The following is a 13,396-nucleotide window of genomic DNA, read 5'->3' as shown; positions in this document are numbered from 1 at the left end:
TTCATACGCCCGGCGGGGAGGTCTCGTCCGGCACCTGCGACACATGGGCGCTGACAATGCGCCACCCCACGGGAAAGCGTGTCCACGCCTGCGTCTGGCGGCCGATCGCGTTGTCTCCGGGGTAGGCGAACAGGGTGGTGACCACCGCGTGGTCGGTCCCGAACGTGCTGATTCTGGTGTCGAAGAGTTTTCTGCCCGGGGGAAGCGGCGGTTGTTGTCGTCGCCAGTCCCGGATTTCCGCGATCCCGGCCTGCCGGTCTGCGATACCGAAGCGAACCGTGTCGGGTGAGGTCCAGAAGTACCCGGTGACACCTTCGTGGTCGTCGGTGACCAGAGCCTCCTCGTAGCCGGCGAAGGCAGCCGTCACTTCGGCGACCGTCTGGGGCAGGTCCACATCCATCCGCTCTCCGTTCGTCATGAGCCCGATCCGTCCTCGCGCGCCCGTGCGGCCAGGTGGTCACCCGGTCGCGCGGGCGGCGCCTTCATCGGGCCTTCATCGGCGTCAGTTGTCTGAGCCACGTCAGTCGGTGGCCGCCGACTTGTGCGGCTGGGCGGTCTCGGTGGTCGTGTCCGGCAGGGCGCCGACGCCGGCCGGCGCGGGTTCCAGGACCGGGGCAGGTCCCTGCTCGTTCTCCGGCTCCGGTGCCGCAGCCGCGGAGAGCCCGCCGCCGTGCAGCCGTTCGAGTTCCAGTTCCTCGGCGTCCGGCTCGCGGGGCGTCGGCCGGGTCAGGGCGAAGGCTCCGCACAGGACGGCGGCGAAGAGGTAGCCGAGGCTGACGCCGCCGCTGGCATTCCAGTCGATCTTCGGGGCGTGGATGAGCCCGATGAAGGAGAGCGCCGCTCCGGCCAGGGCCACGGCTGCCGCCGGGACGAACCGTTTGTCGATGACGAACGCGACGAGCGCGCCCAGGATCAGGCCCGCCAGGATCGCACCCTGGCCGAGGACCATCAGCCCGTGGTAGACGACACCTGACGACTCCAGACCCGCTTCTCCGACCTTGGAGGCGTCGGTGCCGGCGGCCGCGAGGGCGTTGTCGATCTGGCCGACGGCCCAGGAGGCCAGGTTCGGCACGAGTGCGGCGACGACGGCCGCGGCGTGTGCCTTGGGTGACAGCTGGAAGGCCTGGGCGCCGATGAGCAGGCCGATGTAGAGCAGGATGGGCACGATCGCGGCGACCGGGAAGATCGCACCCAACAGGCTGAACATGCCCAGGAAACACATCAGGGCGATGACCGCGCCGGTGGCCAGCGAGTAGCCGGTGCGCCCGCCGGCCGCCTTCCACCCGGGGTGACCGACGTACACGGCGGGCGGGAAGGGTGAGCCGAGCGCCGAGCCGATGACGGCGCCCGCGCCGTCGGCCAGCAGTACCGAACGCAGGTTGTAGTTGTCACCGGCGGCAGCGGCGCTCTCGACGTTGCTCATGCCCTCGGTGAAGTTGTAGACGCCCAGCGGGATGGCGGTGGCGAGCAGCGGTGCGACGTCCGAGAGACCGGAGAACAACGTGTGGAGGTGGAGGCCCGGGAGGGCGAAGGTGATGTCGTCGGCCGCGGCCGAGACCGCGGAGCCGTCCATCGCCCCGCCGACCCAGCCGATCGCGGTGCCCACCAGGAGCGCGGCGAGTCCGATGGGGATGTTGCCGGGCAGCTTCAGATCGGTCATGAGGCCGATCAGGAGCAGCAGGAAGACCGGCAGGGCGATCCACAGGTGGTCCCACATCTGACCGGCGGGCCGCATGGAGATGAAGGAGACGGAGATACCGGCGAGGGTGCCGAGCAGGGCGGCCCTGGGTGCGTACCGGCGTATGTACGGGCCCACGAAGGCCCCGATGAGGACGATGACACCGATGATGAAGGCCCAGGCGATGCCGGCCTTCCACGCCAGCAGCGGATCCTTGGTCTTGAGGTAGATCGGCAGCATGATGACGAACACGACGATGAACATGTGCGGGACGCTCGGCCCGTACGGCATCGCGGTGACGTCCTGGCGACCCTCCCGGCGTGCGAGTCGGCGGCCGAGGTAGGCGTAGTAGATGTTGCCCGCGATCAGGGCGATGCCGAGCGCCGGCAGGATGGTGTGGAAGACGTCGTCGGCCGGAATCTTGACGACGCCCAGGCACAACCCGGTCAATGTCAGCACATTGACCAGGACGTTGACGGCCAGTCCGAAGAACGCGTTGGTGTCGCCGCGCACCCACAGCGGGAGGGGCAGGGGCTCGGTCTCAGCGGGGGCGGTGCGGCGGAGTGACAGCATGGTGGGATCACCCTTCGTCGGGTGGAGCGGTGGATGCCGGCCCGGGGTACGCCCCGGTGACGGGACTGGTGGACAGTGGGCACTGTCGAGGTGGCGGTGCGGCCGGGGTGGCCGGGGCGTGTCGGCCGGGGTAGCCGAGGCGCCGGGGTAGCCGAGGCGTGGCGGCCGGGCGCTGGTGGCGCTGTCAGTGCGGCTGTGGCGCCGGTTCGCGGGCGGTTTCCGGAGCGTCGGGGCCGACGGGCGCAGCGGTGGCCAGTGTCGTCAGGAACGCGGCCGACTCCGCGGTCCAGCCGAAGATGCCGCCCTGGGCGGCCACCATCTCCAGGCCCGCCTGCTGGAACTGGGGGAAGTAACTGCCGACACAGTCCGACAGCACCAGGCACTCGTATCCACGGTCGTTGGCTTCGCGGACCGTCGTGTGCACACACACTTCGGTGGTGACGCCGGTGACGACGAGACGGCGGATGCCGCGGGCGCTGAGCAGCTCACCGAACTCGGTGGCGTAGAAGGCGCCTTTGCCGGGCTTGTCGATCACCGGCTCACCCGCCAGCGGGTAGAGCTCCTCGATGATGTCGTGGCCCTCCTCACCACGGATCAGTATCCGGCCCTTGGGGCCCGGGTCGCCGATGCGCAAGCTGGGGTTTCCTCGCAGCAGCTTGCTGGGGGGACAGTCGGACAGGTCCGGCAGGTGTCCCTCGCGGGTGTGCAGGACCGCCATGCCCGCGGCGCGGCAGGCGTCGAGTACCGCCCGCAACGGAGCGACGGTCCTGCGCAGTTGTTCCACGTCATTGCCCAGGCTCTCGCCGAATCCGCCGGGTTCGAGGAAGTCCCGCTGCATGTCGATGAGAACGAGTGCCGTCTCGGCGGGGTCGAAGGTGAACGCGTACGGGGCGGCCTCGACACTGAGCGATTCCGCAACTGCCATGGCGGTACCTGGCTTTCGTCGATCGGAAGGGGAGCCGACGCGGTCGGCTCGGGCGGATTCGGACCACCAAGCGCCCGGATGTGCAGGACGGTTCGAGCGGTGCGGGGGCCTGTCCGGTGGGTCAGCTCAGGAGGTGGCCTCGGTCGTGGCGGTGATCAGGTCGTCGGCGGTGGAGACGCATCCGAAGACGCCGCCCTGCATGGTCACCATGTGCAGCGCGGCTTCGTGGTTCGACGGGTCCGTCGCGCCGGTGCAGTCGGAGAGGATCAGACATTCGTAGCCGCGGTCGTTGGCCTCGCGCATGGTGGTGTGCACGCACACGCCCGTGGTGATGCCGGTGAGGACCAGATGTGTGATGCCCCGGGTGCGCAGTACGAGGTCGAGGTTGGTGGCGTAGAACGCTCCCTTGCCCGGCTTGTCCACGATCACCTCACCGGGAAGCGGGGCCACTTCGGGCACGATCTCCCAGCCGGGTTCCCCCCGGACCAGAATGCGGCCGCACGGTCCGGCGGCGCCGATCTCGGCGCCGATCTGCGCGGACCGCCAGCGCTTGTTCGCCGGCAGGTCCGCCAGATCGGGGGCGTGCCCCTCACGGGTGTGGACCACGAGCATTCCGGTGCTGCGGGCGTGCGCGAGCAGCTTCTGCGTCGCCGGGAGGCCGGCCCGGGTCAGCGAGATGTCGTATCCCATCGTGTCCACGTAACCGCCGGGTCCGCAGAAGTCCGTCTGCCAGTCGATGCAGAGCACGGCGACACGGTCGGCGGGTACGGATGTGTCGTACGGCCATGCGTAGGGCTTCGCGGTGACCGGACCGATGACTACTGTCGGGTTTTGCGGACTTATGGGCGCACTGTCAGCCATAGACCCCCCAAGCCAGGTCAAGTGGTGCATGGGAAAGGAGCCGCAATATTTCTGGTATTCCGTACACGGTGATTATGTGGAAATTAGTTTCGGCCGAACGCTCGCCGCGTTACGCAGGAATGACGCGGCGCGGGGGCGCACGGCCGCACCGGGGGGATCAAGGGCCTGGGGCGCCGTACCGCCTGGAAGCATGGGCCTGTTGAAGGATGCCGGACACCACGAGCACGAGGCGCTGCCGGGGCCAAGGCCGGCTCAACGCCGCGAGCGGGGGAGCGCTTCTCCCGCCGCACCCCGGCGCCCGCTCCCACCCCTGAGGAGCCCGCCAGGAGATCCGCCGCCCACAGGTCTGTGCCTCGATCCCCAGGGCATCCGGCTCGCCGAGGAGATCGAGCGTGCACGAACTGTTCGTGGGCTTCGGGCAGACACCCGCCTCCCTGTCCGAACGCGTCGACCCCGCCGACCGCTTTCATCGAGGGAGTCCGCCATGGCTGACCATTTCGGCGGCGACGTCGTACGTGCACCGGGCAGGTGTGTCAGGACGTTCCGAGACCGTTGAGAAGGGTGTCGACCACGACGTCCGCCGCCTGTCCCGCGCTCAGTTCGGGCAATTCCCGGGACACCAGGTGCATGAGCTGGGGCAGCAGTGCGCTCGCCCAGCCCTGTGGGAGACCCGGCCGCAGCAGGCCCTCGTCGGTGGCACGCCGGAGGAAGGCGTCGACCTCCTCGACGGCCGCGTCGCGCCGAGCGTGGACGCTGTCGTCGGTGAGCATGCGGGTGAGGTCGACGGGCCAGGTGCGGTTGACGGTGATGATGTTCTCGACGTAGCGGTGCAGGGCGACGGCGACGGGTGCTTCGCGGAGCCGCGCGTCCTGGATGGCGTGTTCGATGGCGGTGAGGCGCGCGTCGTAGATGGCTGCGAGGAGGTCTTCGCGGGAGGCGAAGCGTCGGTAGACGGTGCGTCGGTCGACTCCTGCGGCGGTGGCGATGCTCGCGATGCTGGTGCCGGGGTCGGCGGCGAGCATGCGTGCGCCGGTGGTCAGGACGGCTTCGAGATTGCGCGCTGCATCAGCTCTCACCGCACTGATTCTAGTGGCGGAATGTGATGCCTGAGACATCTAGTGCCTCGGGGGAGTAGAGGGCCCGTCCATAAGTGCTACATTCTCGTGACGGATAGATCTGGTAGTGCCAGATCTCTGAGTCTTCTAGAAAGGTGCCTCCTGATGTCGAAGGGAGACAACTCCTCCTCGCCCAAGGCGGGTGGTGTCGCCGCTGCGATGAGCGCGCTGGTCCTGGCGGTCCTCCTCGCCGCCCTCGACCAGACGATCGTCTCGACCGCACTTCCCCGGATAGCTGAGGACCTGAACGGCTTCGACGACATCGCGTGGGTCAGTGCCGCCTACTTGCTCGCGTCGACCGCGGTCACACCTCTGTGGGGCAAGCTCGGAGACATGTTCGGCCGCAAGAGGCTGTACCTGGGCTCTACCTCGGTCTTCCTCGTCGCCTCCGTGGCCTGCGGTCTGGCACGGAACCTGCCCGAACTCGTCGGCGCCCGCGTACTGCAGGGCGTGGGCGGCGGCGGCATGATCGTGCTGACCTTCGCCCTCGTCGGCGACATCGTCGCCCCGAGCGAGCGCGGCCGCTACCAGGGCTTGTTCGGCTCGGTCTACGGCGTCGCCAGCATTGTCGGCCCCCTGCTGGGCGGCGTATTCACCGACCAGCTGTCCTGGCGGTGGGCGTTCCTGGTGAACCTGCCGGTCGGCATCGTCGCCCTGGCCATCGCCGCGCGGTTGCTGCCCACGGCCAGGCGGGGCACACGCGGCGCCCGTATCGACTACCTCGGGGCCACCGTGCTGGCCGCCATCGCCACCGGCCTGGTCCTCGTCACGTCCTTCGGGGAGCGCTGGGGCTGGGGCTCATCGGCCATCGTCGGTCTGATCGCCGCAACCGTCGCGCTGGCCGTGGCGCTGGTACCGGTCGAGCGCCGCGCCGCCGCACCGGTCCTGCCGCCGACCATGTTCGCCTCCCCGACCGTGGTGTTCTCCTCGCTGATCGCCTTCTTCGCCAACGCCGCGATGTTCTCCGTACTGGTCTACCTGCCGACCTACCTCCAGATCGTCCACGGCGTCTCGGCCACCCTCTCCGGCATCCACATGCTGCCCCTGGTCGCCGGACTCGTCGTGAGCCAGTCCCTGGCCGGACGCTGGGCCGCGCACGTCGAGCGGCTGCGGACGATCCTGCTCGCGGGCCTGGCCGCCAACCTCGCCGGACTTCTCCTGCTCGGCACCATCGGGGCGGCCACCGACACCCTCGTGCTGAGCGTCTTCTTCCTGATCACCGGCGTCGGCATCGGCATGGTGCCCATGGTCGTGCTGACCACCGTTCAGAACAGCGTGCCCACCGCCGACCTCGGTGCCGCCAGCGCCGTCGTCACCTTCGCCCGCTCGATCGGCGCGGCATTCGGCGTCGCCGTCTTCGGCACCCTCCTCAACACCGGCTTCGCCGATCGTACGAGCGGCCTGCCGACCGCGGGCGGCTTCGACGCCACCCGCCCAGACACCATCAGCCGCCTCCCCGGCGCCCTGCGCGACACGGCACTGGACGCCTTCGCCCACGCCATGGCCGGTGGCTACCTCTGGATCGCGCTCGCTCTCGCCGTCGGAATCGTCCTCGCCCTGTTCCTGAAGCCGGCACGCGAGAGCGGCGAGACCACGACCACCGACCACTCCGAGCCCGCCGACCAGTCCGCGACTACTGACCACTCCAAGCCTGTGCCCGTGACAGGGCCCGTCCAGGATCCCGTCCGGACCTGCTGAGCCACACGCCCTCGACCGGCCGATGCCCCACCGGGTGCCGACCGGCGGCGTGTCGCGCGGAACGCGGCTACACCCCCGTCCCCCTGCGGAGCGGCTTCCGAAAGCCCCTTGAGCTGGGTGATCCACAGGGCGATCAGACGCTGCGCCCACAGCGGGGACGCCGCCGTCAGGGACCTGGAGGCGGGCCCACGAACCACGTTCTCGGTCACCACCTGGGTTCCGCCCGTCACCGGAGCGAACAGCCACGCCTGGTAGAGCCGCCCCCGGCGTCGACAGCAGACCAGCCGAGCCTCGTGTACGGCACGTGCTCCCCTGCGAACATCTCGAACCGCTGGTCGTCGAGCCACACCTCGAAACTCAGCTCGATCGGCCCGGTCCGGACCGCGGAGAGGCCTGGCACCCACTCCGGCCACCTCGGCACATCCGTGAGCAAGGCGAACGCCAGGGCGTGCGGGGGCTGCACGACGGCCTGTCTGGCAGAAGCTGTGCGCATGGTCGGGCGAACCCCCGACGGCCAGTGGATGTCCGGGTGCCGGTCCGAGGCACCAGACATTCCGGGTCCCCTCTCGTACGCGGTGCGAGGCGGCGTCGGATGCGGCCACCGCGTACGGGGCACACCGGCAGGGATGCGCCCGGGTCCAGACCGATCCAGAGCGTGGTGCGGGGCCGGGCGCATTCGCAAAGGTTGAACAGGCCGCGCACCGAGCGGGGATGGCGGGCCGCGACGGCGACGGCCGCGCCCAGCGACGTTCCGGCGATCAGGAACTCCGTCAGCCCGGCCTCGTGCGCGATGGTCACCATCTGGTCTGCCACCACACCGCCTCCAGCGGGACTTCGAGCAGGGGGCTGCAACCTGATCCCGGGAGGTCGATCGACACGACCGCCTGCTCGGCCGCCAGATCTGTCGGTAACAGGTCCCAGGTGTCCGCCGCGATGCCTGCGATTCCGGCCAACGGGACCAGACCGGGTCCGCTGCCCCGGAAGTCGTACGCGAGCATGCCCCTCTTACCAGCCTGCCTGGGGGCACGAGTTTCCCCAGGACCGCCAGGCAGGAGGGTCCGTGGGTTCAGCCAGCAGGAGCCTACCGGGATCTGTGCCGCGCGGAGTCCCGTTCCGTCTGCCCAGCGGTCCAGGAGGTGAGGATGCGGAGGGCGTCGTGGGAGGGGCTGTCGGGTTCGGCGGTGAGGACCATCAGGCGTTGTCCGGAGCCGTCGTTGGCGGCCCAGGTGTCGCAGTCCAGGGTGAGGTCGCCGACCAGGGGGTGGCGGTAGTGCTTGGTGCCGTACGTGGCGCTGCTGACCCGGTGTTCGGCCCACCAGGTGCGGAAGTCGGCGTCCTGGAGGGTCAGTTCGCCGACCAGGCGGGCGAGTTCGGGGTCGGTGGGGTCGGCTGCGGCATCCATACGCAGGGCGGCCACGGCGTCCCGGGCGTCGTGGGCCCACTCGGTGTGCAGCTCCCGGACAGCGGGGTCGGTGAACAGCAGGTTCACATAGTTGCGTCGGGCGGGCGCCAGTTCCGAGAAGTCGGTGTACAGGGCGGTGGCGAGGGGGTTCCAGGCCAGGATGTCGAGGCGTTTGCCCAGGACGAGGGCGGGGGTGTCGGTGAGTTGGTCGAGCAGGCGGTGCATGGCGGGACGTATCCGCTGCACGGGACGGCGACGGCGCGGACGGTCGTCGGTGCGGCCGGCGAGTTCGTACAGGTAGAACTCCTCGTCCTCACCCAGGCGTAGGGCGCGGGCGAGGGTGGTCAGGACGGGGGTGGAGGCGCGCACGCGGCCTTGTTCGAGGCGGGTGTAGTAGTCGACGCTGATGGCGGCGAGTGCGGCGACTTCTTCGCGGCGCAGTCCGGTGACCCGGCGTGGGGAGTCGGTGGTGGGCAGGCCGCACTGCTGGGGGTCCAGTTGTGCCCGGCGGGCCCGCAGAAACGCACCGAGGGCACGTGGGTCGGCATGTGAGCTCATGTCGTCGATTCTCCTGCGGGTCACACCAGGGCGAAGTGTCGATGGGATCGGGAAACGGCCGAGGGCGGCGGGACCTGATCGGTCCCGCCGCCCTCCGGGGTGTCAGCGGACGGTGGCGCGGGCCGCGCGCTCGATCACGTCGGCCACCATGTGCGGGTGGGAGACGGCGACCGAGTGGGACGCGGCGACCTCGGTGGTGTGGGTGTGGGCGCGCTTGGCCATGAAGCGCTGCACGGCCGTGGGGATGTTGAGATCCTCAGTGGTGACGATGTCCCAGCTCGGGATGGTCTTCCAGGCCGCGGTGGTGGCCTTCTCCTCGAGGGCGGCCTGGGCGATGGGACGCTGCTCGGCGGCCATCAGGGCGGCCTGTCCCGACGGCACGTCGGCGGCGAACTGGTGGCGGAACTTGTCCTGCTGGATGTAGAGGTCGGTGGCGGTGGTGCCGTCGGCCTGCTGGTAGGTGACGGGGTCCAGGGTGCCGGGGAGGGTGGAGCCCGGGTACTTGTTCGTGAGCTCCAGGGCGCTCTCGCCGGGGGCGGGCAGGAAGGCGGCCACGTAGACGAGGGCCTTGACCTCGGGGTCGTCGGTGGCGGCCTCGCTGATGACGTTGCCCCCGTAGGAGTGGCCGACGACGATCTTCGGGCCCTTGACGTGATCGAGGACGGTGCGCAGGGCGGCCGCGTCGGAGGCCGGGCCGCGCAGGGGGTTGGCGGCGGCGACGACCGGGTAGCCGTCCGCGCGCAGGTCGGCGATGACGCCGTTCCAGCTGGAGCCGTCGGCGAAGGCACCGTGCTCCAGGATGACCGTGGGCTTGGCGTGCTTGCCGACGCCGGCCGCTTCCGCGCTCTCGGTCGCGCCGTTGGCGGTGCCGCTGAGGGCGAACGCGCCGAGCGCGAGCCCCGCCGTGGCCGTCGCGATCACGCCTGTAACCAGTCGCTTGTGTCCACCCTTGATGCTCACCACGACAAACCCCTCTCGGGAATGCTTCTCGGTTTCGGTAGTTACGGTGTTCCGGCCCGCGTAAAGTTCGTCACCTGTGAAAATGGTGACTTGTAGCTGAGGCTCTACTGCCGGTGGTGGCCGTGCCTCAGAGGTGGTCTGCGTCCACCACGGCCTGGGCGAAGGCGGTGGGCGCCTCCTGCGGCAGGTTGTGGCCGATGTTCGCGATCGTCCGGTGCAGGTAGGGGCCGGTGAAGTGGTTGCGGTACGACGTGCCGTCACCCGGTGCGGTGAAGGGGTCGAGGGTGACGGTGGGGACGCCGATGGGGGGTTGGGCGGCCAGTCGGCGCTCGTAGCGGTCGTAGCCCCGGTCGCCCTCGATCAGGCTGATGCGCCAGCGGTAGTTGTAGAGGACGATCGCGGCGTAGTCGGGGTTCTTGAAGGCCTCGGCCGTGCGCGCGAAGGTGGCGTCGGAGAAGTTCCAGTTGGGTGATACGAGGGTCCACACGTAGCGGCACAGTGCGATGCGCTGGTCGACGTCCTCCATGGCCTTCACGCCGCGGTCGGTGGCGAAGTACCACTGGTACCACCAGTTGTGCTCCACACCCGGAGCGGCGGGCTCCAGCTGCATTTTGCGGTCGGTGATGAGGTAACCGCTGGTCGACACGAGGGACTTGACGCGCTCGGGCCAGAGGGCGGCGATGATGTCGGCGGTGCGCGAGCCCCAGTCGAAGCCCGCGAGGACCGCTTTGTCGATCTTCAGGGCGTCCATCAACGCGATGATGTCCAGCGCGATCGCGGACTGCTCAGCGGTGCGGGGGGTGTGGCGGGACAGGAAGCGGGTGCTGCCGTGTCCGCGCAGGTACGGGACGAGGACCCGGTAGCCCAGGTCGGCCAGGAGCGGGGCGACGTCGACGAAGCTGTGGATGTCGTACGGCCATCCGTGCAGGAGGATGACGACCGGGCCGTGCGCGGGGCCGGCCTCGGCGTAACCGATGTCCAGGACCCCCGCCTTGACGTGCTTCAGCGTGCCGAACTCGGTGTGGGTGCCGGGCGCGATGGTCGGCACCGTGGGAACGGCGGCGCCGCTCGGCCACTGCGAGGCGGTCGCTGCGGACGCCTGCGTCTGCAATCCGGCCAGGGAGACCGCGGCCGCGCCGGTGCCCAGGCCAACTGCCTTGCTGAAGGTACGCCTGTCGATCATGTGAAGTCCTCCGTGGTGCGTTCGAGACCCGTGCTCGTCGAGCCCGCGGCGCGACGACCCTCGCACGGCGGGCCGTCACCTGTCAAACCGGTGACGGCCGGGTTTGCTCGTCATGCTCTCGCCCACATCGAAACCGGACACATCAGTCTTGTGACAGTCGGATCCGCAGGGTCGGCGCAGGTGTGCGGAGCGCTGCGTGGTCAGTCGTTCGACTCAGGTGAACGACCGGTGTTCCCGGCCCGGTCCGGGTGCGGGTGCCGCGTTGGCGTGGCACCCGGAGGACCTGCCGCCGAGCCCGCGAAGATACGTGTCGACCGCCACGTCCGCAGCCTGCCCCGGACTGAGGTGGGCGAGCCGATGTGCCACCAGGTGCACCAGCTCGGGCAGCAGTGGCCCCGCGTAGCTGTGCGTCCGGCCCCGGCGCAGCAGCCCCTCGTCGGCCGCCCGCCGCAGAAATGCCTCGACCTCGCCGATACAGGTGTTGCGGCGCCGCCGGACCGTGGATGGCGTGTTCGATGGCGGTGAGGCGGGCGTCGTAGATGGTCGCGAGGAGGTCTTCGCGGGAGGCCGAGCGTCGGTAGATGGTGCGTCAGTCGACGCCTGCCGCGGTGGCGATGCTCGCGATGCCGGCGCCGGGGTCGGCGGCGAGCAGGCGTGCGCCGGCGGTCACGACGGCTTCGAGATTGCGCGCTGCGTCAGCTCTCTTCCCGCAAGAGTGGTCGATGGTGTAGAAGATCGAACCTTTAAAGGCGCCCTTACGAGAACTTAATCCACCGAAGTGCTACGTTGATGTGGCAGTTAGTTAGGTCGGTCCACGATGGAAGAGAGAACGCACATGATCACCTACGGCCGACTTTTCATCGGAGGCGCCTGGGTCGAGCCGAGCAACCCGGACCTGCTCGACATCTCCTCCCCGCACGACCGGTCGGTGATCGGCCGCGCCGCCCAGGCGCAGCCGGCGGACATCGCCCGCGCTGTCGCCGCGGCACGGGCCTCCTTCGAGAAGGGCGAGTGGCGCCTGACCCCGCCCGCCGAACGCATCGCCACCCTGCGGCGGTTCAACACCCTGCGGGAGGAGAACGCCGAGAAGATCGCCCACTTGATCTCGCTGGAGAACGGCTCGGCGGGCTGGTTCACCCGCGCGGGCCAGCCGGGCCTGACCCGGCAGGCGAACGCCTACCTGAAGGCGGCGGAGGAGTTCGCGTGGGAGGAGACGCTCGTACCCTCCGACCCGGCGTCCCCGGTGCGCAGTGTGGTGCGCCGTGAGGCGATCGGCGTCGTGGCCGCCGTCATTCCCTGGAACGCGCCCTTCTCCTCGGCCACTTCCAAGATCATCCCGTCGCTCCTCGCGGGCAACTCGGTGGTCCTGAAGGTGTCCCCGGAGAACTCGCTGAGCATGGGCTTCCTGGCCGAACTTCTCGAACAGGTGGGCCTGCCTCGGGGCGTGATCAGCGTCCTGCCCGCGGACCGGGAGACCAGCGAGTACCTGGTCTCGCACCAGGACGTCGACAAGATCGCCTTCACCGGCTCCACCCGGGCCGGCCGCCGCATCGCCGCGATCGCCGGTGAGCAGCTCAAGCGGGTGAGTCTGGAGCTGGGTGGCAAGTCCGCCGCGATCATCCTGCCCGACGCCGACATCGCCAAGGCGGTCGCGGGCGTGAAGTTCGGCTCCCTCCTCAACAACGGGGAGTCCTGCATCGCCCAGACCCGCATCCTGGCCCCGCGCAGCCGGTACGAGGAGGTCGTGGCCGGGCTCAAGGAACTGGTCGAGTCCCTGAAGGTCGGCGACCCGAACGACCCCGACACCTTCATCGGCCCGATGATCCGCCCCGACCAGCAGGCGAGGGTGCGCACCTACATCCAGCTCGGCATCGACGAGGGTGCCCGCCTGGTCACCGGCGGTCCGCACGTCCCCGAGGGGCTGGAGAAGGGCAACTACGTCACCCCGACCGTGTTCGCCGACGTCGACAACTCCATGCGGATCGCGCAGGAGGAGATCTTCGGCCCGGTCCTGGTGGTCATCGCCTACGACGACGAGGACGAGGCGGTCCGCATCGCCAACGACTCCGAGTACGGCCTGTCCGGAGGGGTCTGGTCCTCCGACGAGGCCCACGCCTTGGAGGTGGCGCGCCGGGTGCGCACCGGCACCGTCACGGTCAACGGGGCGTCCATCGCGTTCGACGGCCCGTTCGGCGGGTTCAAGGCCAGCGGCATCGGCCGTGAGTACGGCGCGGTCGGCCTCGGCACTTACACGGAGTACAAGACCATCACGGTCTGACCCGGAACCGTAAGTCGTCCTGACGTGCCTAATTACCGGTTGGTGCGGTGATGATTGCGAAGTGTGCACACATGTCTCAACCCTCCGCGAGTCGGTGCAACCTCCCGCAGGAGCAGCTCGATGCCTTCGCTGCCGCGGTGTTCGAAGTCGATGCCATGCGGTTGA

At 69.5% G+C, this 13,396-nt stretch carries 11 protein-coding genes; 2 read left to right on the top strand and 9 right to left on the bottom strand.

Annotated elements, in window-relative coordinates; all coding sequences use genetic code 11:
• Window position 1 precedes the first annotated feature (1 nt).
• The 5 genes from AQJ54_RS33875 to AQJ54_RS33855 form a co-directional block, all read right to left on the bottom strand.
• Entirely contained in the window at window positions 2-400 is a 399-nt protein-coding gene (locus AQJ54_RS33875) for an AtzH-like domain-containing protein (protein ID WP_062244386.1), read from the bottom strand.
• Between the two features lie 120 nt (window positions 401-520).
• Window positions 521-2,251 carry a hypothetical protein gene (locus AQJ54_RS33870; RefSeq protein ID WP_062243911.1) on the bottom strand — a complete coding sequence of 577 codons (1,731 nt, stop codon included), beginning with the start codon at window positions 2,249-2,251 and terminating at the stop codon, window positions 521-523.
• 184 nt (window positions 2,252-2,435) lie between these two features.
• Window positions 2,436-3,176, bottom strand: a complete 741-nt coding sequence (locus AQJ54_RS33865; RefSeq protein WP_062243908.1) for a cysteine hydrolase family protein — start codon at window positions 3,174-3,176, stop codon at window positions 2,436-2,438.
• 126 nt (window positions 3,177-3,302) lie between these two features.
• On the bottom strand, window positions 3,303-4,037 hold the full coding sequence (gene biuH, locus AQJ54_RS33860) for a biuret amidohydrolase (protein WP_062243904.1): 735 nt from the start codon (window positions 4,035-4,037) through the stop codon (window positions 3,303-3,305).
• Between the two features lie 533 nt (window positions 4,038-4,570).
• Window positions 4,571-5,059: a TetR/AcrR family transcriptional regulator gene (locus AQJ54_RS33855; RefSeq protein WP_062033019.1), complete on the bottom strand. Its 489-nt coding sequence runs from the start codon at window positions 5,057-5,059 to the stop codon at window positions 4,571-4,573.
• Between the two features lie 198 nt (window positions 5,060-5,257).
• On the opposite strand from AQJ54_RS33855, the gene AQJ54_RS33850 reads away from it, so the two are divergent.
• Window positions 5,258-6,850 carry an MDR family MFS transporter gene (locus AQJ54_RS33850; RefSeq protein ID WP_062243901.1) on the top strand — a complete coding sequence of 531 codons (1,593 nt, stop codon included), beginning with the start codon at window positions 5,258-5,260 and terminating at the stop codon, window positions 6,848-6,850.
• Window positions 6,851-7,644: 794 nt separating this feature from the next.
• Here AQJ54_RS33850 and AQJ54_RS33840 read toward each other — a convergent pair.
• From AQJ54_RS33840 to AQJ54_RS33825, 4 genes are all read right to left on the bottom strand, one after another.
• A complete protein-coding gene (locus tag AQJ54_RS33840) occupies window positions 7,645-7,848 on the bottom strand; it encodes a hypothetical protein (RefSeq protein ID WP_062243898.1) in 204 nt (67 codons plus the stop codon).
• 83 nt (window positions 7,849-7,931) lie between these two features.
• The gene (locus AQJ54_RS33835; RefSeq protein WP_062243895.1) at window positions 7,932-8,810 is read right to left on the bottom strand and encodes a helix-turn-helix domain-containing protein; all 879 of its coding nucleotides are present in this window, start codon (window positions 8,808-8,810) and stop codon (window positions 7,932-7,934) included.
• Window positions 8,811-8,912: 102 nt separating this feature from the next.
• Entirely contained in the window at window positions 8,913-9,773 is an 861-nt protein-coding gene (locus AQJ54_RS33830; protein ID WP_211278614.1) for an alpha/beta fold hydrolase, read from the bottom strand.
• Between the two features lie 124 nt (window positions 9,774-9,897).
• A complete protein-coding gene (locus AQJ54_RS33825) occupies window positions 9,898-10,953 on the bottom strand; it encodes an alpha/beta fold hydrolase (protein ID WP_062243889.1) in 1,056 nt (351 codons plus the stop codon).
• Window positions 10,954-11,788: 835 nt separating this feature from the next.
• On the opposite strand from AQJ54_RS33825, the gene AQJ54_RS33815 reads away from it, so the two are divergent.
• The gene (locus tag AQJ54_RS33815; RefSeq protein WP_062243886.1) at window positions 11,789-13,231 is read left to right on the top strand and encodes an aldehyde dehydrogenase; all 1,443 of its coding nucleotides are present in this window, start codon (window positions 11,789-11,791) and stop codon (window positions 13,229-13,231) included.
• Window positions 13,232-13,396: the final 165 nt, after the last annotated feature.

The sequence above is a fragment of the Streptomyces griseorubiginosus genome (genome assembly GCF_001514195.1).
GTDB classification, from domain to species: domain Bacteria; phylum Actinomycetota; class Actinomycetes; order Streptomycetales; family Streptomycetaceae; genus Streptomyces; species Streptomyces griseorubiginosus.
Note: the sequence above shows the minus strand (reverse complement) of the source record. Positions and strands in the feature narration are given on the sequence as shown.